Genomic DNA, 21,971 nt, shown 5'->3' on the forward strand with positions numbered 1-21,971 from the left:
AGACTAAATTATGAGAAAAATAAAAATTCAATCCATTCTTGCGGCAGTTGCCGGACTTTTCCTGGCAACGAGTTGCAGCAGCAGTTTTTTGGATACGGACCCCACAGATGCGGTAAGTTCGGATAAGGTATCTGTACCCGAAAATGCGGAGGCACTTGTGAATGGTGCCTGGTATAATCTGTTTGATTATTCAAGTACCTATGCCAATATCGGTTATCGGGCACTTCAGTGTCTGGATGATATGATGGCAAGTGATATTGTTTCCCGTCCGAAATATGGTTTTAACTCTTCGTATCAGTTTAATGATATAGCGCAATCCTCAAATGGTAGAACAGAGTTTGCCTGGTATCTGATATATAAAACGATAGATAATTGTAACACTGCCATTTCTATCAAGGGGGATTCGGAAGAACTCCGTCAGGCACAGGGACAAGCATTGGCATTACGCGCCTTTTGTTATTTGCACTTGGTACAGCATTATCAATTCACCTACTTGAAAGATAAAGATGCTCCGTGTGTTCCTATATATACCGAACCTAGCAATAGCTCCACTGTACCGAAAGGAAAATCAACAGTGGCACAGGTTTATCAGCTTATTTTCGACGACCTCACTTTGGCGAAGGATTATTTGAAAAACTATGTCCGCAGCGGTGATAATCAAAAGTTCAAACCAAATGTAGCAGTAGTCAACGGTCTTTTGGCTCGCGCTTACTTGCTGACCGGACAATGGGAAGAAGCCGCAAAAGCTGCCGAAGCAGCACGTGCAGGATATACGTTGATGACAACTACAGCCGAGTACGAAGGTTTTAATAACATTTCCAATAAAGAGTGGATATGGGGATTTCCTCAAATTCCTTCCCAATCGGATGCCAGCTATAATTTCTATTATTTGGATGCAACATACGTAGGAGCATATAGCAGCTTTATGGCTGATCCCCATCTGAAAGATACATTTACTGAAGGTGATATTCGTTTACCTTTGTTTCAGTGGATGCGTGAAGGGTATTTGGGATATAAGAAATTTCACATGCGTGCAGATGATACGGCTGATCTGGTCTTGATGCGTGCTGCTGAAATGTATTTGATAGAAGCGGAGGCGAAAGTTCGTGACGGCGTAGCGTTGGCCCAGGCTGTAGCTCCATTGAATACATTGCGTAATGCCCGTGGAGTAGGGGATTATGAGGTGACAGGAAAATCACAGGAAGATGTAATCAATGAGATTCTGATGGAACGTCGCCGTGAACTTTGGGGGGAAGGATTTGGTATTACCGATATACTTCGTACACAAAAGGCAGTAGAACGTGCTGCTTTATCGGATGAAATGCAGAAGACAGAAGTCGATTGCTGGCAGGAGGGTGGTAGCTTTGAAAAACGAAATCCTCTGGGACATTGGTTCCTCAACTTCCCGAACGGTAAACCGTTTACAGTAAATAGCACCTATTATTTGTATGCTATTCCACAGAAAGAAATTAACGCTAACCCTAACATATAAATAGCTCTCTTAATTTTTTGACTTTGACCTTAACTTGTAGACCGGTATACGTCGTGACGATGCATACCGGTCGTTTTCTTTGGAAAAGAGGGAGTGCAAAATGTGACACACCCCATTTTATTTAATCTAATCTTATTCTATTTTTTTCTTCTTCAAATTCGGTAAAAAGAATGTGACCAATCCTAGTAACGGCATATAAGCACAGATATTATATACATATTCAATACTCGTTTTATCCGCTAAATTACCGAGTACGGCAGATGCTACACCGGCCACTCCGAAAGCAAATCCAAAGAACAAGCCGGATATCAATCCAAGTTTGGTAGGAAGCAACTCTTGGGCATAAAGCAATATGGCAGGAAAAGCGGAAGAAAGCATCAATCCCACACAGAAGCTAAGGATAATAGTCCACAGCAGATTGGCATGGGGCATTAGTAAGCTAAATGGGGCAGCTCCTAAAATAGAAGCCCAAATCACATACTTCCGACCAATTCGGTCACCGACAGGTCCACCAATTAATGTTCCGATAGCAGTAGCTACCAGAAAGATAAATAAATATAGTTGCGAATCTTGTACGCTTACATTAAATTTATGAATCAAGTAGAAAGTATAATAACTCGTGAGACTTGCCATATAGATATATTTGGAGAAAATCAGAATCAGCAATATCGCGATTGAAAGGGCTGTCTTATCCATAGGCAAAGGAAGATGAACAGGTTTTCTGACACTGACGGTCTGTGCTTTCATCCGGTTTAGATATGATTTATACCATTTGCAAATTGGGTACATCACTCCGATAGCAGCTAAAGCCACAAATGCAAATACGATGAGATGTTGTCTGCCATAAGGAGCCACCAACAGAGCAACCAGTAAAGGACCTAATGAACCTCCGAAGTTACCACCTACCTGAAAGAGTGATTGTGCTAGTCCACGTTTCCCGCCAGAGGCAAGGAATGTGATACGGGAGGCTTCCGGATGCAGTACGGAAGAGCCAATTCCGATTAAGAATACGGAGGCTAATATCCAGTATAGATTATCAGAGAATGCTAAGTTTATCAAACCAATCAGTGTAAAGCTCATTCCGATAGGCAACGACCATGCAACGGGATATTTATCAAAAATGATTCCGGTAATCGGTTGAAAGACCGAAGCCGAAAGCTGATAAACCAGTGTGATAAGGCCGATTTGCGCAAAACTTAATCCTAAATCATCTTTGAATAGCGGATAAGCTGCTGAAACAACGGACTGTAAAAGATCATTGAGACAGTGTGAAAGACTTAATGCGATTAAGATGGAAAATGTAATTTTTCCTACGGGTTGTTCCTGATTTTGTACCATGATACCTATTGCTTTAGAAGTGTTCCTGAAAAATTGGCTGCAAAGGTACGCAAACTTTCCCGTTTCTCTAAGACTAAGGATTCTAAATTGTCGTTAATTCAGTTTTGACTAACCGAACTATTCTCCGTACCTGCTGTTGTTAAATAAAAAAGGAGGATTATATGGGCTTTATATGGTATATCATTATTGGTATTGTGGCTGGATTCCTCGCAGGTAAAGTAATGCGCGGCGGAGGTTTTGGTCTTATTATAAATTTATTACTTGGTATTCTTGGAGGTGTACTGGGCGGTTGGGTATTTGCCCTTTTCGGACTGTCAGCTTCAGGATTGATCGGAAGTTTGATAACTTCCACTGTAGGGGCTATCCTTGTATTATGGATTGCTTCCTTATTCTCGAAATCTAAATAGATATTTATATAATTTATTTTTAATCCTAAAAACAGAACTTAATTATGGAATGTAGACATGGAAATTTCTGGATTGGACTCGGAATTGGGTCAATCCTCGGCGCAGTAGCTTATCGTCTTTCACGTACAGCAAAAGCAAAACAGTTGGAAAGCGAAATTTATAATGCTATCCATCGTATAGGTCGCGATGCTGAAATAGCAGCTGCTCATGCTGAAAGAAAAGCAATGGATCTTGGACTTAAAGCAGTAGAAACCGGTGCGGAAATTGCTGATAAAGTAGCGGCAGAAGCCGACAAAGTGGCCGGAAAAGCAAAAGATAAGTGGGAAAAGTAAGAATCCCAAAATGGGTAATCGATTTAAATAGAATCGGTTACCTGTTTTATTTTTTGTATATTTAATCTTTTATCCCTAGCTTTATTTAGTCATTGTATCAATGTGTGTGCGAACACATTTAGGCTAATCTTCTTTATTATTCTCGTTTCCTTCAAGAATCAGGAGTTACTTTCTCTCTAACTTTTCATCTGAAAAGAGTCTTTTTCTCCATACTATCTTTACTTTTTCTTATGTTTAACAACATGTATGTTTTTTGTGTGTTAGAGTTAATTATTTGATTATTAGTTGTATGTGCTCGTTTTAGTGTGATGTGTGTGCGCACACACTATTGCTTAATTCAATAATTCATTTTACTTTTGCCGATGAAAAACAAGATACTTATCAATATATGGATAAAGAGTTTTCAAATATTCGGATTGTAGACATTGCCAAGATGGCAGGTGTCTCTGTTGGCACGGTAGACCGTGTAATCCATAATCGTGGAAGAGTATCTGAAGAAAACAGGAAAAAAGTACAGGCTATCCTGGAAATGGTACATTACCAACCAAATCTGATGGCACGTTCATTAGCAGCCTCCAAAAAACAATATCATATCCTTGCAATAACTCCTTCTTTTGTGCAGGGGGAGTATTGGGAAGCTATTTCGGAAGGTATAGATAAAGCTGCGGCGGAAATGGAATCATATAATATCACCATTACCAAACTCTTTTTCGATCAATATAATAATAAGACTTTTGATGATATCATCCGAAATCTGCTGAATGAGAAAGTGGATGGAGTATTGATTGCGACTTTGTTTACAGATTCTGTTATCCGGCTTTCGCAGGAGCTTGACAGGAATGAAATACCATACGTGTATGTTGACTCCAACATTGGAGGGCAGCATCAACTGGCTTATTTTGGAACGGAATCTTATGATGCCGGAGTGATTGCTGCCAGATTATTGATGGACAGGCTTCCTTCTTCTTCCGATATATTAATGGCACGGATTATTCATAGTGGGAAGAACGATTCTAACCAGGGAAGGAACAGGCGCGAAGGTTTCTGTCATTATCTCACTGAAATAGGGTTTAACGGGAATCTGCATGAAGTAGAACTGAAAATAAATGATTCAGTGTATAACTTCATGAAACTGGATGAAATCTTTGAAGCTAATCCGAATATTAAAGGCGCTATTATCTTTAATTCAACTTGCTATATTTTAGGAAATTACCTGAAAGCAAAAGGAATGCAGGCTGTCAAACTGGTTGGTTATGACCTTATCGGCAGAAATACGCAATTACTTTCCGAAGGTGTGATAACCGCATTGATTGCGCAGCGCCCCGAGCGTCAGGGGTACGATGGTGTTAAATCATTGTGTAATCATTTGCTGTTCAAGCAGAATAGTGAGAAAGTGAATTTGATGCCTATCGATATTCTCCTTAAAGAGAATCTGAAATATTATCTGAACAATAAATTATAAACATATAAATTTATAAGAACCATGAATGAATTATTTAACGTAAAAGGCAAAGTAGTTGTTATCACCGGCGGAGCTGGTATTTTAGGTAAAGGTATTGCTGCGTATCTCGCAAAGGAAGGCGCAAAAGTGGTTGTGCTCGACAGAAGTGAAGAAGCTGGGAAAGCATTGGTAGACAGTATCAAAGCAGAAGGAAATGAAGCAATGTTCCTTTACACTGATGTGATGGATAAGGAAGTGCTGGAAGGTAACAAAGTGGAAATTATGAAGGCTTATGGCCGTATTGATGTTTTGTTGAACGCTGCTGGAGGTAACATGGCAGGTGCAACTATCGCTCCGGACAAAACGTTCTTCGATTTACAGATTGACGCATTTAAGAAAGTGGTGGATTTGAACCTTTTCGGTACCGTATTGCCTACGATGGTATTTGCTGAAATTATGGTAGAACAGAAGAAAGGTTCTATTGTAAACTTCTGCTCTGAATCAGCTCTTCGTCCATTGACTCGTGTCGTTGGTTATGGTGCAGCTAAAGCCGCTATTGCTAACTTTACTAAATACATGGCTGGCGAACTGGCATTGAAATTCGGTAACGGTCTGCGTGTAAATGCGATCGCTCCGGGATTCTTCCTGACCGATCAGAACCGTGCGTTATTGACTAATCCGGATGGCTCTCTGACTGATCGTTCAAAAACAATTCTCGCTCATACTCCATTCAACCGTTTTGGTGAACCGGAAGATCTTTATGGAACCATCCATTATTTGATTAGCGATGCTTCCAACTTCGTAACAGGTACAGTAGCTGTAATCGATGGTGGATTTGATGCATTCTCAATTTAATAAATGGAGAATTGAGAATTAAAAATTGAGAATTGGCTGCGTAGCATCCGTATGCCGACTCTCAACTTTTAATTTTCAACTTTGATTTCTTAATTCTCAATTTTCAATTCTTAATTTAATAACAATATGTATTTATGTGAACAAACTTGGCGCTGGTATGGTCCTAACGACCCCGTTAGCTTGTGGGATATTAAGCAGGCAGGCGCTACCGGTATAGTAAATGCTCTTCATCACATTCCGAATGGTGAAGTGTGGACAGTAGAAGAGATCATGAAACGTAAACAAATGATTGAAGAAGTAGGTCTGACATGGTCTGTGGTAGAAAGTGTACCTGTACACGAACATATCAAGACACAGACTGGTGACTTCATGAAATACATTGAAAACTATAAGGAAAGTATCCGTAATCTGGCGAAGTGTGGCGTAATGGTAGTTACTTATAACTTTATGCCCGTACTGGACTGGACACGTACTGACCTTGCCTATACAATGCCTGATGGCTCTAAAGCTCTTCGTTTCGAAAAGGCGGCTTTTGTAGCCTTTGATCTTTTCATCCTGAAACGTCCGAACGCAGAAAAAGATTACACTCCTGAAGAAATAGCTAAAGCAAAAGCTCGTTTCGAACAAATGAGTGAAGATGATAAGAAACTGTTGGTTCGCAATATGATTGCCGGACTTCCAGGTTCGGAAGAAAGTTTCACAGTAGAGCAATTCCAGCAGGCATTAGACCGTTATAACGATATTGACGCTGAAAAGCTCCGTTCCAACTTGATTTTCTTCTTGAAAGAAATTGCGCCTGTTGCCGATGAAGTAGGCGTGAAGCTGGTGATTCACCCGGATGATCCTCCTTACACTATTTTAGGTTTGCCACGTATTTTGAGTACGGAAGAAGATTTCAAAAAACTGATTGAAGCCGTGCCTAACGAATCCAATGGCCTTTGCTTATGTACAGGTTCTTTCGGAGTGCGTGCCGACAATGACCTTGCAGGCATGATGGAACGTTTCGGTGATCGTGTAAACTTTGTTCACCTGCGCAGCACACAACGTGACGAAGAAGGAAACTTCTATGAAGCGAATCATCTGGAAGGGAATGTAGATATGTACAATGTGATGAAGAGCCTGATTCTTCTGCAACAACGTCGTAAATGCTCTATCGCTATGCGTCCCGACCACGGACATCAAATGATTGATGACTTGAAAAAGAAAACGAATCCGGGATATTCCTGCTTAGGCCGTCTTCGCGGACTGGCAGAACTTCGTGGCTTGGAAATGGGTATCGCTAAATCTATTCTTTAGTTGAAGTTTTAATTAGCACTTTATTATAAAAACACTATGACTATTATTGATCGTGATAATAGTTGTAGTGTTTTTTTATTTATTCTTTTTCACTTGTTGAGGGATAAGTGAGGCGAATAAGTCTCCAACATGCGTATCTTTATCGGCTTTTTTTGCTTTCTTCGGTTTGGGAGGATCGGGGATAATAAGCAAAGCTATTTGTGCACAAGCTTCTGCGTCAGCAAGTGCGTGGTGGTGATTCTCTAAATTATATCCGCACCGTTCTGCTACCGTATGCAATTGATGATTGGGCAGATCTTTTCCGAAAACTTTTCTGGAAGTACGGCAGGTACAATAAAATTTGTAATTAGGATAAGTCATGTCATACAATTCGTGAACTGCCCGAAGACAACCTTCATCAAAAGGACTATTGTGTGCAACAAGTGGCAATCCATCTATCAATGGTTTGATTTCAGCCCATACATCAGGAAAATCTTCGGCTTCCATCGTATCGTCGTAAGTTAATCCGTGGATAGCCGTTGTCCATTGCGTATAATAATTAGGAGCAGGACGAATGAGACGATAGATTTTATTCACGATCTTACCGTCTTTTACAATGACAACACCTACACTACAAACACTTGTACGTTTACCATTGGCTGTTTCAAAGTCGATGGCTGCAAAGTTCCTCATTTATTTCCTTGTTTTAGAGAAACAAAGATAATACAAAAAAGGGTCATGCAAAATATAGAAATAGGATTGATAACCAGGAAATTTATTGATTTTAATAAAAATGAATGTTTTTAATAGATGTTTTCAGTGAAATATCTTTCTTGTTGTGAAAATTATGCTATTTTTGCCAAACATAAACAAAAAAGCATGAACAAAACCTACTTCAAATATAAATACGTTTTAATATTCATTCTTTCATTGCTTGTTTTTATAGGTGGACTAAATTACAAACACTGGTATGTTACTGACAATTTGATAGTAAAGCATATTTCTCTGATTTATTCCATATCTAAAGATGACATTGGCAACAGAAATATAGAAAAGTTGTTGTATCAGGAGTTTCAGAAACAAGGGATAGAGGTAACGTTTGATAAGTTTTATCTTGATTGTAGCAAATTTGATGAAAAAGAGGAGAAAGAACATGTAAGGGAATATCTTGGACTTCTTGAAAGTAAATCGACAGACCTTATTCTGACCGTTGGTGATCAGGCAACTAATTCTTTATTATCTACCCGTCACCGGTTATTATCTTCTATTCCCGTGGTAGCTTGTAATGTGCATTTTCCCAATGAAGAACTGATTGAAGAATACGATTCGCAGAAAGTTTATGTATTGCGTGATAGTCCCGATCTGAAACGTAATATCGACTTTATAAAAACATTGTATCCCTATAATGATATGGAGATTATTTATAATATAGATCTGACCTTTCTTGGACATAAATCTTTCGATAGCCTTTCCCGAGTGGTTGACAGGAAGAATGTGAGAGTTTTGGGCTATCAAAAAGCATTTGTGCAAGAGTGTGATTATAAGCATTTGACGGAGATGATTGAATATTTTAATCTGACCCCCGGTTTGATAAATGATAATGTTAACAAGAATGGTCTGACAATAAGTCTTTGCCCCTTTCGTTATATAAAAGGATCTTCTTTGTTAGTAATGTTGAAACAATCAAAGAGAAGACAACAAAATCAAGCGTTCTTACTGGATAAATTAGATATGCTGGCAATCCCGATAGTAACAGCTTTAAATATTCCTTCTTTTAGTTGTATTCGTGAAGGTTTCGGTGAAAATGCTAAGATTGTCGGTGGTTATATGGCTACAGAGGGTATTACGGCGAAGGCTGCCGCTAGCCTTGCTACACGTTTGTTAAAGAAAGAAAAAACAGGAATGCCTAAAATAAGAGATTTGGAAAAAGAGTATGTACTGGACTGGACATATTTTTCTGAATATGCGGGTGATATTAGTAATGTTCCGCAAAATGTTCGTATGATTAACTATCCTTTTTACGATCGTTATCGAAAAGAACTTTATTTGTTGGGTGGGTTGTTTGTTTTCTCTTTTATTTTGGTAACCATTAGTTTGTTACGTACACATCGCCGTTCGTTGATGGAGCGTAAGAATCTTCAAATGCTGGAAGAAGCGCACAAACGATTGACTCTTTCTATGAATGGCGGGAAAATTTCACTTTGGAATATTCAGGAAGGTGTTCTTGAATTTGATGATAATTATGTACGATTGGTTGGCATGGAACAACGGAGATTTACAAAAGAGGATATTATGAGATATACCCATCCTGATGATGTACAATTGCTTAGCTCATTCTACGAAACATTATATCAGTCTCCCAGTATGCAAATACAACGAATACGTTTTTGTTTTGGAGGGAAAGAGGCAGATTATCAATGGTATGAACTTCGATGCAGTACCTTGAAAGATGCCCAGGGGGAGATTATGTTGGCAGGCATTATGCAGAATATTCAAAACTTGGTAGAGCATGAACAACAGTTGATTCTAGCGAAACAGATAGCAGAAAAAGCAGAGCTGAAACAGTCGTTTCTAAATAATATGAGTCATGAAATCCGTACACCGCTCAATGCTATTGTAGGTTTCACAAATTTATTAATAGGTGAGGGGGCTGATGAAATAGAACCGGAAGAGAAAGCTGCTATGATTGAAATAGTCAATAATAATAATGAGTTGCTTTTGAAACTGGTGAATGACGTATTAGAAATATCTCGTTTAGATTCAGGCAACTTATCCTTTGATATAAAGGAACATAACATTACGAAAATAATAAAGGAGATTTATGTCACTTACCAAACATTGATTCAGCCTTCATTATGCTTTATCCTTGAACTTGATGAAACAGTTTCCTTATCCGTTAACATCGACTGCTTCCGTTTTACTCAAGTCATCTCTAATTTTCTGAATAATGCAAATAAATTTACCAAAGAAGGAACTATTACTTTGGGGTGCAAAATATATAAAGAGCATCAGGAAGTTTGCGTTTACGTAAAAGATACTGGCAAAGGGATTGACGATAAAGAACTAATGATGATTTTTGATCGCTTTTACAAGACTGATGAATTTGAGCAGGGGAGTGGTTTGGGACTTTCCATTTGTAAAGTGATTATTGAACGACTGGCTGGACGTATAGAAGTGCATTCAGAAGTAGGAAAAGGAAGTTGTTTCTCTGTTATTTTGTCTTTGGCAAATATAATTTAGTACAATAAACAGAAGGTATTTAAAAGAAAAAAGCAAATAATGAAAGATAAGTTCAAACCCTGGCAGAGGTGGGTACTATTCGCTCTTGCAATGGCTGTTATTTTTGCATCGGGAGTAATTATTTCATTCCTGATGGAACACAGCGCAGAGGTTGTAAATGTAGACTATAAGAAAAAGATAAAAATAAACGGAATAGAAGCACGCAGCATTATTTTTGCTGAAAACTATCCACGTGAATATAAGACGTGGGTGGATACGACATCGACTGATTTGCACAGTAGATTAAATGGAAGAACCTCTATCGATGTTTTAGCGCAACGTCCTGAAATGGTCATATTATGGGCTGGATATGCTTTTTCTAAGGATTATTCAACACCGCGCGGGCATATGTACGCTTTACAGGATATTGTTCATTCACTTCGTACTGGTGCGCCTATGGGGGGGGCTGACGGTCCTCAATTTGCAAGTTGCTGGGTGTGTAAAAGTTCTGATGTTCCCCGTATGATAGAAGCTATTGGGGTAGATTCCTTTTATAATAATAAGTGGGCTGCATGGGGAGCCGAAATTGTAAACCCTATAGGATGTGCCGATTGTCATGAACCTAAAAATATGGATTTGCATATCAGCCGTCCGTCGCTCACTGAAGCTTTTAGCCGTCAAGGTAAAGATATTACTCATGCTACTCCACAGGAAATGCGTTCATTGGTCTGTGCACAGTGTCATTCGGAGTATTATTTCAAGGGGAATATAAAATATCCTACTTTTCCTTGGGATAAGGGCTTCACTGTTGAAGATTTGGAAAAGTATTATGATGAAATCGGATTTACTGATTATATTCATAAATTGAGTCGTGCCCCTATATTAAAGGCTCAACATCCTGATTATGAAATTTTCAAGATGGGCATACACGCCCAGCGTGGTGTGTCGTGCGCTGACTGTCATATGCCTTACAATGATGAAGGAGGGATAAAATATAGCGATCACCATATTCAGAATCCGTTAGCTGTGACTGAACGCACTTGTCAGACTTGTCATCGTGATAATAAAGAGACGCTCTGTAAAAATGTATACGAACGTCAGCAAAAGGCAAATGAGTTGCGTACACTTTTAGAAAAGGAGTTGGCAAAAGCACATATCGAAGCGAAGTTTACTTGGGATATAGGAGCTACAGAAAATGAAATGCAAGAAGCCTTGCTGTTAATTCGTCAGGCACAGTGGAGATGGGATTTCGGTGTATCTTCTCATGGCGGTTCTTTTCATGCCCCGCAGGAAACCATGCGTATTTTGGGGCATGGCTTAAATAAAGTATTCCAAGCTCGTATGCTTATCAGCAAAGTGCTTGTAGCGCATGGGTATACAGATAATGTACCGCTTCCGGATATTACAACGAAAGAAAAAGCACAGCAATATATCGGTTTGGATATGGCTGTTGAAAAGGCGGACAAAGATAAATTTCTCAAAGAAATTGTCCCTGAATGGCTTCAAAAGGCTAAGGCAAACGGGCGTATTGTGAATTAGAATTTATTTTCACTATATTTGCCTGCAATATAAATCCAATAAGATTATGTCAACAAAAACAATGAAAGAGAAAGCAACCGAGTTGTTGCAGAGGTGTGAAGTGGTAGTGCTTGCTTCTGTAAATAAAGAGGGGTATCCCCGTCCTGTGCCGATGAGCAAGATTGCAACAGACGGAATTTCTACTATTTGGATGTCTACCGGAGCGGACTCATTAAAGACTATTGACTTTCTGGCAAACCCGAAAGCCGGATTATGCTTTCAGGATAAGGGAGACAGCGTAGCCTTAACGGGAACGGTGGAAGTGGTAACCGACGAGAAGATGAAACAAGAACTTTGGCAGGACTGGTTTATCGAACATTTTCCTGGAGGTCCTACCGATCCGGGCTATGTGCTGCTGAAATTTGAATCGAATCACGCAACTTATTGGATTGAAGGGACATTTATTCATAAGAAGCTGGACTAATCACTTCATACAGTTCTATTCCCGTGAGATCTGGAAATAAGAAGAGAGAAACATTCTTTCCTTTCGAAGAAGAATGTCTCTCTCTTTTTTTGATGATAGTTGGATAGATAGTATATCTATTCTTCGTGTTTCATTTAGAATTCGAACTTCTCCAGTTTCATTTCAGCTAATTCCTGAATGATACCTACGTACTTGCTGAAATGAGAAGATTTCTCGTGAGCTGCCAATACTTCAGCATTCTGCCATGTTTCACAAATCATGAAAACGTCGTGACGGGTACTGCTTTCGAAAGTATCATAAGCAATGCATCCTTCTTCCTTCAAAGAACAAGCAGTCAGTTCTTTAGCTGTCTCAATCGCTTTTTCGCGGTTTGTCTCGCTTACGCGGACGAAAACATTTAATCTAATCATAGTCTTTATTATTAAATGATTAAAAATAGCTTTATCACATCTTTGGTAATAAATCGCAGGCAAAGATACTATTTTTATGCTTTTTCGGATACCTTGTTCTTTAAATTTCACCAAAACGTCATATAATCATAAAAAACGATTATATTTGCCCTTGAAATCAAAAAGCAACTATTTTGGGCGCAACTCTTAAATTTGTTCTGGCTTAATATTAGCCTCACGAACCACAGGCTAATTTCTTTCGTTTGAGTAATTCCACTCGAACCGGTTTTTCATTTTGTTATTTTTATTATTTACTGCATGGTTTCTCGAAACGTATGCGATATGAAAACGAATGGAAAATTTCGTAAGAAATAGTAAGCAGAACATAGAAAAAGAGATTGAAAGAATTGAGCGACAGCCGATTGCCCCACTAGATAAGATTAAGCAGATTATTGATGTCATACAGATGTCTCTTATTCTGTTGAAATCCGCCGTTGCCGAATACCAATTCCCGAATCCGAAAGAAGAAATTCTTTTCTTTAAGACCTGGAAACCACAGATTTCCGGGCTGTTGATGTTTTATGTCCGCTTGTATCAGATTGAAAAGAAGCGTATCGGCGAATCTCCGTCTTCCCAATGCAAATATCTGAAGTCGGAACTGGAGAACCTGAAAAAATACTTCCTGAATAATTCCTTCTATGATTATTACCGTACCGGCAGGACGGAACTCGACGAACAATATTTTGTCAGAAGAAACTATGATATTCTTGCAGACACCCGTTTCGGGTTGCTGGACAGGGATTCTTCTTTCACTACCCTGCATGATTCAAGTGTGGCTGAAATCATAGCCAACAATCGTTTAGCGGAATACCTGTCTGCTCAAATAGAGATATTATCAGAGGAACTTCATTTGAAATTCACTTCAATGGTAGAAAACCGGCTATTGCAGTGGACGGACAGCAAGGTTGCTTTGGTTGAGTTTATCTATGCCCTGTATGCGGGCAAATGCTTCAACAATGGAAATACCAGTTTAAAAGACATAGCCTTCTGCTGCGAGACTCTTTTCAATATTGAGATTGGAGACTTTTATCGCATATTCCTGGAAATCAGAAACCGGAAGAAGAGTCGGACGCAGTTTCTTGATAAGTTGAAAGATAAAATTATAAAGATGATGGATGAGCTGGACAAATAAATTTCATGTCGTCTTGTGACATCTTGTGAATTATACAAATGGCTAATATCCAACTTTGCGGAGAAAAAGATTTGATTCACAAAGAAAGATAATAGCTTTTGTATAATTATGGAAACAACATTTACATGGGAGATAAAGGTGAAGAATACTCCTTTATTGATTAAAAAATGCAGCCACTGTGAGAGTGACCGCTTTTATTGCAGTGATAAGTTCAGGATGAATGCACAGAAAAAGAACATTGATGTCTGGCTGATTTACAGATGCGTGAAGTGCGATAACACTTGTAATATGACTTTGCTGTCACGTACCAAACCGGACTTGATTGATAAAAAACTGTTTCATAGCTTTTCTATGAATGATCGAGAAGTGGCTTGGCAGTATGCCTTTTCAGCCGGAATGGCAAGTAAGAACAAGCTTCAAATAGACTACGATAGCGTTGAATATGAGGTGATAAGTAATATCTCCTTCGAAGATATTATGAATATGAACAACGTGATAATAAGTATTCGGATCGAATGTGATTTTGAATTGAACCTGAAATTATTATCATTGATAAAAAGGTGTTTTTCTCTTTCCACTACCCGGTTGAAGCATTTTTTTGAAGAAGGAAATATTTCTTTGCTTTCCGGTAAGACGTCTCCAAAGTGTAAGGTAAAGAATGGAGATATTATTTTGATAGATCGAAAAAGCTTGATTGATATTTGGGGATAAGATCGATTTTACAGTTTTTTTTAATAGCTTTGTGATATAATCATTCGGATGCTGTAAATGAGGTTGTACTATAAAATCAAAGATATGAAAAAGGTATTTTTATTAGCTTTTGTTTTGTTTGCATGGAGTATGGTTGTCAATGCTCAAGAAAGTGATGGGAAATATATTGAAGTGACAGGTTCTTCGGAGATTGAAGTCGTTCCGGATGAAATACATTTTCTGATTCAGATTAAGGAGTATTGGCAGGAAGAGTACACAGGTAAATCTAATAAAGAAGAAGATTTTCGGACGAAAGTGCCATTGGCTATGATTGAAAAGGATTTGCGTCGGAGTTTGCGCAAAATCGGAATAGCGGATGATGCTATCCGTACACAGGAAATAGGGGATTATTGGCGCCAGAGAGGAAAGGAATTTCTGATAGGTAAGCAATTGGATATCCGGTTGACCGATTTTGAGCAGATCAATTCCATTATCCGTTCTGTCAACACATGGGGAATTGAGTCCATGCGCATCGGAGAATTGAAGCATAAGGATTTGCCAATGTATCGGAAGCAAGGTAAGATTGAAGCATTGAAAGCTGCCCGTGAAAAAGCATCTTACTTGGTGGAAGCGATGGGGCAGGAATTGGGTGAAGTGATCCGTATTGTAGAACCTGTTGATAATAATATAAGCCGTTATCTTCCTTTTCAGGCACAGAGCAATGTCAGCATGGGGACGGCTGCTACCGAACAGTACCGTGTCATCAAGTTGAGATATGAAATGACTGCCCGTTTTGCCATCAAATAAAAAATGCCTATCTTTGTGGCATGACTAAAAATAATAAATCGGATTTGGTTTGATAAACAATCTGTGTTTCTGACACAGGTTGTCCTTTCGTTTGCTCTCGGATGATTCCATTCGAGGGTGTTTTCTATATTTTTATAAATTCAATTTTTAACTTGCGTACAATGGTGTGAAAAGCATTGTTATGCTTTTCAACGTGTGCGCTCTATATATTAAGATCATGAATAACGAAAATCAAACAATTCACAAATCCGACGATAACCTAACTATTTATGGTTGGAATGAGAAACTCAATCAGCTAAAACAAGAATCAATATATAGTACCCTTGCTCATGGGCGTGTCTCTATTGTACATCGTACTTGCTACGAGGTAATTTCCGGAAACGGATTGTTTCAGTGTGAACTCACGGGAAATATGATGTATGGAAAATCGGATGATGAATTACCTTGTACAGGTGATTGGGTCATTTTTCAACCGTTCGATGAACATAAAGGGATTATAGTTGATAGGTTGCCTCGTGAGCGGACATTGTATCGCAAGAAAAGTGGCACGGTTGCTGATAAGCAGGCCATTGCTTCTTATGTCGATAAGGCATTTATTGTGCAGAGCCTTGATGATAATTTCAATGTTCGCAGGGTAGAACGCTTTATGGTTCAGATAATGGAGGAAAATATCAGCTCTGTATTGGTTCTTAATAAAGCCGATTTAGATTTTGACAGACAGAGTGTTGAGGAACAAATAAAACATATCTCCAGTCAGATACCCGTATTTTTCACGAGTATTCATCAGCTCGAAACAATTGTCCGGTTACGGAAGTCCATATCGGAAGGCGAAACGGTTGTGTTTGTCGGTTCTTCGGGTGTCGGGAAAAGCTCTTTGGTGAATGCTCTTTGTGAAAAGCCGGTATTGCTCACATCTGATATAAGCCTGTCCACAGGAAAAGGCCGTCATACTTCGACCCGTCGTGAAATGGTATTGATGGACAGTTCGGGTGTTTTAATCGACACTCCGGGCGTCCGTGAATTTGGCTTGGCCATTGACAATCCCGATTCTCTTGCCGAAGTGTTGGAGATCTCTGACTATGCTGAATTGTGTCGCTTTAAAGATTGCAAACATATCAACGAACCGGGCTGTGCTGTTTTAGAAGCAGTCAACAGTGGTGTATTAGATTATAAAGTTTATGCGAGCTATCTGAAACTTCGCCGGGAAGCGTGGCACTTTTCTGCTTCCGAACATGAGAAACGCAAAAAAGAAAAATCATTTACCAAACTCGTGGAAGAAGTGAAGAACCGCAAGGCAAATCGTTGATCTCTATTGAGACGATGCAGGTATCTCCGGATGCCTGCATCGTGTTATACTAACTTAAGCTTATATCTATTGGGGATTTACATTTATGAAGAGTTTTTTTATTACTTATTGTCGTATCTGCCTGTAAAAAGCAGTTTCCCTTTCTGTGTATATTGTTTTACGAAATCACCTTTGTGGGAAGTGTACATATTTCTGTCATGTTCATATTGTTTCCATAAATCAAGTTTAAGCCGTTCATATTCTTTCGCAATAGCTGTATTTGCTTGAAGATAATCTCTGAAATACAATTCATCATTATCTCCCTCATAACATAAGTGTAGATGAAATACCCGTTCAGCAAATCCTTGTAATGTATAACCTTTATTGAAATCAATGCGACTGTCGTTCTCTGCCATGCAGATATAGCCGCATCTTTCAATTGTACCTTTCAAATTGACGACTTTTTCTTCTCTTGGGATTTCCACAAGTATATCTATGGTAGGCTTTGCCCAAATTTCTTTAATTGCTGTGCTACCTATATGGCTAATACGTTCAATACAGGGAAGTCTCTCTTTCAGCAACTCCGCTTCTTCCTTATACCAATCTGTCCAATAGTCTTGGTGTGCAGTCAGGGTTATGGGGAATAATTGCCAAAGCTCGTCTAATGATAATTCAGTTAATTTCTTTTGTTCCATATCATGTGGCAATTGTTATTAATAATAGGTGACATAGCTATATAGATAAATTACAGCCAAAAATCAATTAATTCTTTTATTTCCTATTTCATTATCAACATTCTTTTTTGTATTAATGTTTTATGCTGATAATGGTTTGCAGCTTGCCGCCGTTAGGCAGGACAGGTGTATGTTGTAAGCTAAATTTCGTATTCAATCTTGTAATCTTCATATACATTGAATACCGTTTCACAATCTGATAAAATACTTTCAAGCAAAGGTTTGACCTCACTATTCCAATCTAACTTACCCAGCCCTGCACCTATTTTCGGTAGCGACACGGTTTTGATACCTCTGCTTTCGCACACTTTTTTCAAGCGTTTCAAACCTTTATTCAGATATGTGAGTTCCGCATGATACATATCGGGTTGTGTAGCGATGTAGATTATACCCGGAGAGAAACCTTTGATTTCTCCTATAAACACATTGCCAGCCTGGAACTTAGTGTTTCGTGTGTACTTCTTAAAGAGTTTTTGGATTTCAGGGAATTGACTTGACAGCTTAAAGGCAAGCCCAGTTCCTAATCCTTCTTGTGAGCCAACAGCTACACCTTGTGCTATGTACTCATCTTTACTCTGTAATATATCTCCCGAAATGTATTTTATCATATTGTTTCCGTTTTTCTATTGCTTATAATGGTTAGAAAGGAGCATCGTCAGATGCTATCTTTCGTTGTTAGCAACCTATTTGAAATAATTAATCAATTTATCGTTATTAGGAATATTCCCAGTATGCCACAAATGGATTTGTGACTTTATTACCTTCAATTTTTCCATAAACATATATACAGCCAGCCATGAAAACAGAAATATCTTTTATGCAAATTTCGTTGATTTGAAAAATGAAGCTATTTCCATCTTTAACCACTTTACCATCATTATCTAATCCCCATTGAATAGGCATTACATTACCCCCAAATTTGATTGCACAATTTTTTTCAGGCATATCTTTTTCTGTACTCATTTCGTATATTGAATAAATTTCATCTATTTCGGGGTGTTTATATCTATCACTTTTGCTTTGACTACTTAATTCATGTTCAACCAACAACAATTTACAATCGGGATATGTGTTATATTCCAATGCAACATCAAATTCCGGAGTGAAAATAGATATTTGCTTGTTGGGATTTAAAGGGTTTTGAAATGTTAGATAAAAATAGAGATTATCTTTGTCCGATAAATACTTATCATCAAAACAAGCTGGAGCATTTCCACCAACCCAACCAAAGCAGTCTTTTTGGTATTCACCAATGCCGTAGTATATTGCATTTTCTCTTGTTTTAAGTATTCTTTCTATATCCATAATAACGATAATGATTTGATTGTTGCTAATGCGTTAATAACCACACCTCATAGTGTAGTTCCTAATCTCTATTATTCTCATATATTTACTACCTATTAGTTTCATATTATCAGTCCTTATCAATAGGAAATGAAAGTAAGTCATCAATCATTCTGCTTTGAATCTCGGTCACCCCATTTCCCCAAAGTAAAGCTAATCTTTTGATAGCTTTAACTCCCTGTTCTTGTAATTTGGGTGAGAGACGCCCAGTGATTTTTATTTGTCCAAAGGCAGTAGCGTAAGTCACCATGTCGCTTTGTGTCATATCCATTTCTTTCTTTGAAGCTAGTTTTTTAACCACTTCGGGGTCAAGACTTTCAACAGGAATATATTCCATGCCCCAGTCGTGTTCTATCAGATACTTGGGATAATCAAGAAAGTTGAGTTTGGGATTTTTTCTGATCGTTTCTTCAAGAGAATCTAATGTATCACTTCCCTCATCGCTACCAAAAGGTGCTTCTTCGTCTACGCAATCATAATAGAGTTCTTCCGTGAAGTGTTCGGTAAATCGGGGATGAGAAGTTTTGGGGTGCAAACCATATTCTTCGGAATCAATATAAAATCTGTGCATGAAGTCGAAGTTGGCGTCTTCTACATATCCTTTTTTCTTTTTCGAGTGAATAAGTTTCTCTGCTTGTTTCAGGCATTCTTCTTCTGTATCGAAGTCTTTGATTTCAAATTTACCGATACTGTCGAACTTACCATAGTTTACAGCAAAATCACAGCCACTATAATCAATCCACCAAAATTTATGAGATTTCTCATCTTTATAAATAAATGCTCTTTTCATAATATTGTGTGTTTATTGTTGGGAGAGAGTAATATCTCTACTATACACAAAAGTAGGAAAACTGTTGAGTTATCACCTATATGTCTTCGTATTTCTTCTGTATTTTTACAAAATAAGTCTTGTTTATTCATTTTTTACTATTTTTTCGAGAAAACAGCAAAAAAGTTTGAGTTACGCAAAAAGGTTGCGCACCACTACGCCTATCTTTGTCGAAGAAATAAGAAAACAGGTCAAGTACGGGTTACTTCAACACACTCTTTAAGGTAGAACATTACCAGTACGATTATCTGTTTTCCTGTTTCGTAAAGGGGCAGTAGCTCAGTGGGTAGAGACGGTCGTCGGTTCGACTCCAGCCTGCTCCACAAAAAAACAAATATAGAGGTAGGACAGTAGCTTCGGGATTATCTGAAATGAGGTCAACCGGGGCTTACTTCTTAACGGTGGATATTGCTGGTTCGAATCCGGCCTGTTCTACCTCTTTTTATCAACTTAAGGTCAAGGAAGACTTACTTCAACACTGCAGGAATGCTCCATTGATTCACAGTCTTCCGATTACCTTACTTAAAACACAATGTATGAAAAAAGATTAGTTGAAAGTACCTATCAGTCTAATTGTTGATCTCTATTGAAACGATACAGGTATCTCCGGATGCTTGCTTTGTAGATTGAAGTGCTGTTTGTTATTGTTATCAATATCGTATATCCGCGTGTTTATTATCTTTTCTTGATTTAAATTTGCCTTTTTCCTGTCATATCCGTAACTTTGTAAACTAAAGAATCCTATATGAATCAGGAGTTATTAGTAACAAAGCCGATACAATTCTATTCTTCGTAGATGCGCTTTCGGTGGTAAGAATTAGGATAGCCGGGAAACGAATTGTCAGGCTATTGAGAAAGAATGTACGATTAAGAATACAAACTAAAAATAGTGGCATAAATGATAACTTCCTGTATAGCAATAATATTCGGTTTTCGCTTTTTCGGCAGAGGATTGCATGAAATCTCCGGGGAAGAAATGGTAATTATTGCATTTTTCATGTTGTTTCTGTTTGTTCCGTGCCTGTGGCTTGTCAGGTATTTAAAAGATGACGAAATAGATTCAAACAGACAGGATAAGCTGGTGGAGATACATATTGCCCTGACCATCGTTCTGACTGTTGCGGGTGGTGTCTTTTCCCGGATGTCCGTACTTGTCAATAAGTGGATAGACGAACAACCGTTCATTGTTGCAGCTTACATAGCGTTGGCACTTAGTGTTTTTGGTGTCGTTATCGGCAAAGCTATTGATTTATGGGTATATTATTTGAAGAAAAGAATATTCTAAAACAGTATGATAGAGTACATGAATATTCCGGTTTTGGTTTGTGTCTCCCTGTTAGGGGTGGGGGCTTTTGTTATGATAGTAGGCTCGCTATTGAAAAAGCAGTGGGCTACGGATGGGAAAAAGACTTCGTTATCCATTTACCTTTTATATCTTTTCGCAATGTCAGGTTCCGGCTGGACATGGTACAATAGCATACATAAAGCCCGTGCGTTGGCAGAAGGCAATCGATACACTTTAGCCACTTATGAAAAAGTGTCGGGTGTCATTAAAGGGGGACATAAGGTACGCCAGTTCGGTTTTTATGTGGATGGGGTGAAATATAATACTACAACGACATATCCCAAATTTTTGGGTGTCAGCAATCCTTTGCGCATCATAGTGAGGTATGCCGTCAGCAACCCTGAATACAATAAGGCTTTGGGGGACGAGTTTGTCCCCACATGGGTACTGTCCCCACCGGAAAGAGGTTGGAAACAATACCCGCCTGCTATTCATTGGGAAGGTGCTGTGCTGGATTCTGTTTATATGCAATCATTACAGGGTAATAATTAAACCGATGACGGTAAGTGCCGTATATACGCAGTTGATATAAAATGCAGCCATCAACAGCCAGGGGATATATTCCGACTTTTTGAATAAAGATGCAGGCTGGATGATTAGCAAAGTAAGAAAAAGAACAATGCTAAAACCGACCTGACTCATCAGCAACCATTGCGGATATTCCGTAATGACAGCCGCAGACCATGCTTGGAGCAAGGGAGTTATATTTTGCAGAAATACGTGAGCCGCAAAATATCCTAGAGAAGAAATGGCTTCTTTCCTCTGCCGTAGGAGCACATTGATAGTATAAACGCCTATTCCGGCTTGTCCCAGCAGTATGGATAACTGAAAAAAGTCGAAAATCCAATAGATGGGATTGCTGGTAGTGCCATCGTTGGCAAAATAATCATAGAAACAGAGTGAGGACACGCAACTTGCTGCGACCAATCCTGCACAGATAAATGAAATGATTCTTATATTCATTGTATTCAGCATAATAAATCGGAACTAAAGCC

Annotated in this window: 23 protein-coding genes; 15 read left to right on the forward strand and 8 right to left on the reverse strand. The window is 38.6% G+C overall.

The genetic code is table 11. The annotated features are described in order from the left end of the window. Positions 1–10 precede the first annotated feature (10 nt). The gene (locus HMPREF9009_RS13490; protein WP_049702475.1) at positions 11–1,492 is read left to right on the forward strand and encodes a RagB/SusD family nutrient uptake outer membrane protein; all 1,482 of its coding nucleotides are present in this window, start codon (positions 11–13) and stop codon (positions 1,490–1,492) included. A gap of 132 nt (positions 1,493–1,624) precedes the next feature. Here HMPREF9009_RS13490 and HMPREF9009_RS13495 read toward each other — a convergent pair whose 3' ends face one another. Then, a complete protein-coding gene (locus HMPREF9009_RS13495; protein ID WP_004313354.1) occupies positions 1,625–2,830 on the reverse strand; it encodes an MFS transporter in 1,206 nt (401 codons plus the stop codon). A 161-nt stretch (positions 2,831–2,991) separates the two neighbouring features. On the opposite strand from HMPREF9009_RS13495, the gene HMPREF9009_RS13500 reads away from it, so the two are divergent. The 5 genes from HMPREF9009_RS13500 to uxuA all read left to right on the forward strand — a co-directional run bounded on the left by HMPREF9009_RS13500 (position 2,992) and on the right by uxuA (position 7,161). Then, complete coding sequence (locus HMPREF9009_RS13500) at positions 2,992–3,237, forward strand: GlsB/YeaQ/YmgE family stress response membrane protein (protein ID WP_004313353.1); 246 nt, start codon at positions 2,992–2,994, stop codon at positions 3,235–3,237. A gap of 44 nt (positions 3,238–3,281) precedes the next feature. Beyond that, complete coding sequence (locus tag HMPREF9009_RS13505) at positions 3,282–3,569, forward strand: YtxH domain-containing protein (protein ID WP_004313352.1); 288 nt, start codon at positions 3,282–3,284, stop codon at positions 3,567–3,569. A 388-nt stretch (positions 3,570–3,957) separates the two neighbouring features. Further along, entirely contained in the window at positions 3,958–5,031 is a 1,074-nt protein-coding gene (locus tag HMPREF9009_RS13510) for a LacI family DNA-binding transcriptional regulator (protein ID WP_049702476.1), read from the forward strand. 21 nt (positions 5,032–5,052) lie between these two features. Continuing rightward, a complete protein-coding gene (locus tag HMPREF9009_RS13515; protein ID WP_004304110.1) occupies positions 5,053–5,865 on the forward strand; it encodes an SDR family oxidoreductase in 813 nt (270 codons plus the stop codon). Between the two features lie 126 nt (positions 5,866–5,991). Then, the gene (gene uxuA / locus HMPREF9009_RS13520) at positions 5,992–7,161 is read left to right on the forward strand and encodes a mannonate dehydratase (RefSeq protein ID WP_049702477.1); all 1,170 of its coding nucleotides are present in this window, start codon (positions 5,992–5,994) and stop codon (positions 7,159–7,161) included. Between the two features lie 75 nt (positions 7,162–7,236). On the opposite strand, the gene HMPREF9009_RS13525 is transcribed toward uxuA, so the two are convergent. Then, on the reverse strand, positions 7,237–7,833 hold the full coding sequence (locus HMPREF9009_RS13525) for a 3'-5' exonuclease (RefSeq protein WP_004313349.1): 597 nt from the start codon (positions 7,831–7,833) through the stop codon (positions 7,237–7,239). A 117-nt stretch (positions 7,834–7,950) separates the two neighbouring features. Here HMPREF9009_RS13525 and HMPREF9009_RS13530 point away from each other — a divergent pair, with 117 nt between their 5' ends. From HMPREF9009_RS13530 to HMPREF9009_RS13540, 3 genes are read left to right on the forward strand one after another with little or no spacing between them, the layout of a single operon-like run. After that, on the forward strand, positions 7,951–10,380 hold the full coding sequence (locus tag HMPREF9009_RS13530) for a sensor histidine kinase (RefSeq protein WP_083444194.1): 2,430 nt from the start codon (positions 7,951–7,953) through the stop codon (positions 10,378–10,380). Between the two features lie 39 nt (positions 10,381–10,419). Further along, a complete protein-coding gene (gene nrfA, locus HMPREF9009_RS13535) occupies positions 10,420–11,898 on the forward strand; it encodes an ammonia-forming cytochrome c nitrite reductase (RefSeq protein ID WP_049702478.1) in 1,479 nt (492 codons plus the stop codon). Positions 11,899–11,944: 46 nt separating this feature from the next. Beyond that, positions 11,945–12,361, forward strand: coding sequence for a pyridoxamine 5'-phosphate oxidase family protein (locus HMPREF9009_RS13540; protein WP_009039881.1), 417 nt, complete (start codon positions 11,945–11,947; stop codon positions 12,359–12,361). A 134-nt stretch (positions 12,362–12,495) separates the two neighbouring features. Here the strand turns inward: HMPREF9009_RS13540 and HMPREF9009_RS13545 are convergent, their stop codons facing one another. Then, positions 12,496–12,771 (reverse strand): putative quinol monooxygenase, encoded by a 276-nt coding sequence (locus HMPREF9009_RS13545; RefSeq protein WP_049702479.1) that lies wholly within the window; start codon positions 12,769–12,771, stop codon positions 12,496–12,498. A 331-nt stretch (positions 12,772–13,102) separates the two neighbouring features. On the opposite strand from HMPREF9009_RS13545, the gene HMPREF9009_RS13550 reads away from it, so the two are divergent. The 4 genes from HMPREF9009_RS13550 to rsgA all read left to right on the forward strand — a co-directional run bounded on the left by HMPREF9009_RS13550 (position 13,103) and on the right by rsgA (position 16,745). Next, positions 13,103–13,942: an RteC domain-containing protein gene (locus HMPREF9009_RS13550; protein ID WP_049702480.1), complete on the forward strand. Its 840-nt coding sequence runs from the start codon at positions 13,103–13,105 to the stop codon at positions 13,940–13,942. Between the two features lie 108 nt (positions 13,943–14,050). Continuing rightward, complete coding sequence (locus HMPREF9009_RS13555; protein WP_049702481.1) at positions 14,051–14,653, forward strand: DUF1062 domain-containing protein; 603 nt, start codon at positions 14,051–14,053, stop codon at positions 14,651–14,653. A gap of 84 nt (positions 14,654–14,737) precedes the next feature. Next, positions 14,738–15,439, forward strand: coding sequence for an SIMPL domain-containing protein (locus tag HMPREF9009_RS13560; RefSeq protein WP_049703320.1), 702 nt, complete (start codon positions 14,738–14,740; stop codon positions 15,437–15,439). A 217-nt stretch (positions 15,440–15,656) separates the two neighbouring features. Then, positions 15,657–16,745: a ribosome small subunit-dependent GTPase A gene (gene rsgA / locus HMPREF9009_RS13565; protein WP_015532927.1), complete on the forward strand. Its 1,089-nt coding sequence runs from the start codon at positions 15,657–15,659 to the stop codon at positions 16,743–16,745. Positions 16,746–16,846: 101 nt separating this feature from the next. Here the strand turns inward: rsgA and HMPREF9009_RS13570 are convergent, their stop codons facing one another. From HMPREF9009_RS13570 to HMPREF9009_RS13585, 4 genes are all read right to left on the reverse strand, one after another. After that, the gene (locus tag HMPREF9009_RS13570) at positions 16,847–17,419 is read right to left on the reverse strand and encodes a GrpB family protein (protein WP_009039877.1); all 573 of its coding nucleotides are present in this window, start codon (positions 17,417–17,419) and stop codon (positions 16,847–16,849) included. Between the two features lie 179 nt (positions 17,420–17,598). After that, positions 17,599–18,066 carry a macro domain-containing protein gene (locus tag HMPREF9009_RS13575; RefSeq protein ID WP_008025599.1) on the reverse strand — a complete coding sequence of 156 codons (468 nt, stop codon included), beginning with the start codon at positions 18,064–18,066 and terminating at the stop codon, positions 17,599–17,601. A gap of 106 nt (positions 18,067–18,172) precedes the next feature. After that, a complete protein-coding gene (locus HMPREF9009_RS13580; protein ID WP_008025597.1) occupies positions 18,173–18,763 on the reverse strand; it encodes a hypothetical protein in 591 nt (196 codons plus the stop codon). A 109-nt stretch (positions 18,764–18,872) separates the two neighbouring features. Further along, positions 18,873–19,592 carry a WGR domain-containing protein gene (locus HMPREF9009_RS13585; protein WP_008643530.1) on the reverse strand — a complete coding sequence of 240 codons (720 nt, stop codon included), beginning with the start codon at positions 19,590–19,592 and terminating at the stop codon, positions 18,873–18,875. A 937-nt stretch (positions 19,593–20,529) separates the two neighbouring features. Between HMPREF9009_RS13585 and HMPREF9009_RS13590 the strand changes: the two genes are divergently transcribed. After that, the gene (locus HMPREF9009_RS13590; protein ID WP_008643529.1) at positions 20,530–20,916 is read left to right on the forward strand and encodes a hypothetical protein; all 387 of its coding nucleotides are present in this window, start codon (positions 20,530–20,532) and stop codon (positions 20,914–20,916) included. 6 nt (positions 20,917–20,922) lie between these two features. Further along, positions 20,923–21,468, forward strand: coding sequence for a hypothetical protein (locus HMPREF9009_RS13595; RefSeq protein ID WP_049702482.1), 546 nt, complete (start codon positions 20,923–20,925; stop codon positions 21,466–21,468). On the opposite strand, the gene HMPREF9009_RS13600 is transcribed toward HMPREF9009_RS13595, so the two are convergent. Beyond that, positions 21,451–21,939, reverse strand: a complete 489-nt coding sequence (locus HMPREF9009_RS13600; protein ID WP_049703321.1) for a hypothetical protein — start codon at positions 21,937–21,939, stop codon at positions 21,451–21,453. The two genes, HMPREF9009_RS13595 and HMPREF9009_RS13600, sit on opposite strands and share 18 nt — an antisense overlap. Positions 21,940–21,971: the final 32 nt, after the last annotated feature.

Origin of the sequence: Bacteroides sp. 3_1_13, from assembly GCF_001185845.1 — a bacterium.
Classification (GTDB): domain Bacteria; phylum Bacteroidota; class Bacteroidia; order Bacteroidales; family Bacteroidaceae; genus Bacteroides; species Bacteroides xylanisolvens.

Coding starts and splice junctions, on each gene's coding strand:
- HMPREF9009_RS13490 (WP_049702475.1), top strand. CDS start 11: ATGAGAAAAATAAAAATTCAATCCATTCTTGCGGCAGTTGCCGGACTT.
- HMPREF9009_RS13495 (WP_004313354.1), bottom strand. CDS start 2,830: ATGGTACAAAATCAGGAACAACCCGTAGGAAAAATTACATTTTCCATC.
- HMPREF9009_RS13500 (WP_004313353.1), top strand. CDS start 2,992: ATGGGCTTTATATGGTATATCATTATTGGTATTGTGGCTGGATTCCTC.
- HMPREF9009_RS13505 (WP_004313352.1), top strand. CDS start 3,282: ATGGAATGTAGACATGGAAATTTCTGGATTGGACTCGGAATTGGGTCA.
- HMPREF9009_RS13510 (WP_049702476.1), top strand. CDS start 3,958: ATGGATAAAGAGTTTTCAAATATTCGGATTGTAGACATTGCCAAGATG.
- HMPREF9009_RS13515 (WP_004304110.1), top strand. CDS start 5,053: ATGAATGAATTATTTAACGTAAAAGGCAAAGTAGTTGTTATCACCGGC.
- uxuA (WP_049702477.1), top strand. CDS start 5,992: ATGTATTTATGTGAACAAACTTGGCGCTGGTATGGTCCTAACGACCCC.
- HMPREF9009_RS13525 (WP_004313349.1), bottom strand. CDS start 7,833: ATGAGGAACTTTGCAGCCATCGACTTTGAAACAGCCAATGGTAAACGT.
- HMPREF9009_RS13530 (WP_083444194.1), top strand. CDS start 7,951: ATGTTTTCAGTGAAATATCTTTCTTGTTGTGAAAATTATGCTATTTTT.
- nrfA (WP_049702478.1), top strand. CDS start 10,420: ATGAAAGATAAGTTCAAACCCTGGCAGAGGTGGGTACTATTCGCTCTT.
- HMPREF9009_RS13540 (WP_009039881.1), top strand. CDS start 11,945: ATGTCAACAAAAACAATGAAAGAGAAAGCAACCGAGTTGTTGCAGAGG.
- HMPREF9009_RS13545 (WP_049702479.1), bottom strand. CDS start 12,771: ATGATTAGATTAAATGTTTTCGTCCGCGTAAGCGAGACAAACCGCGAA.
- HMPREF9009_RS13550 (WP_049702480.1), top strand. CDS start 13,103: ATGGAAAATTTCGTAAGAAATAGTAAGCAGAACATAGAAAAAGAGATT.
- HMPREF9009_RS13555 (WP_049702481.1), top strand. CDS start 14,051: ATGGAAACAACATTTACATGGGAGATAAAGGTGAAGAATACTCCTTTA.
- HMPREF9009_RS13560 (WP_049703320.1), top strand. CDS start 14,738: ATGAAAAAGGTATTTTTATTAGCTTTTGTTTTGTTTGCATGGAGTATG.
- rsgA (WP_015532927.1), top strand. CDS start 15,657: ATGAATAACGAAAATCAAACAATTCACAAATCCGACGATAACCTAACT.
- HMPREF9009_RS13570 (WP_009039877.1), bottom strand. CDS start 17,419: ATGGAACAAAAGAAATTAACTGAATTATCATTAGACGAGCTTTGGCAA.
- HMPREF9009_RS13575 (WP_008025599.1), bottom strand. CDS start 18,066: ATGATAAAATACATTTCGGGAGATATATTACAGAGTAAAGATGAGTAC.
- HMPREF9009_RS13580 (WP_008025597.1), bottom strand. CDS start 18,763: ATGGATATAGAAAGAATACTTAAAACAAGAGAAAATGCAATATACTAC.
- HMPREF9009_RS13585 (WP_008643530.1), bottom strand. CDS start 19,592: ATGAAAAGAGCATTTATTTATAAAGATGAGAAATCTCATAAATTTTGG.
- HMPREF9009_RS13590 (WP_008643529.1), top strand. CDS start 20,530: ATGATAACTTCCTGTATAGCAATAATATTCGGTTTTCGCTTTTTCGGC.
- HMPREF9009_RS13595 (WP_049702482.1), top strand. CDS start 20,923: ATGATAGAGTACATGAATATTCCGGTTTTGGTTTGTGTCTCCCTGTTA.
- HMPREF9009_RS13600 (WP_049703321.1), bottom strand. CDS start 21,939: ATGAATATAAGAATCATTTCATTTATCTGTGCAGGATTGGTCGCAGCA.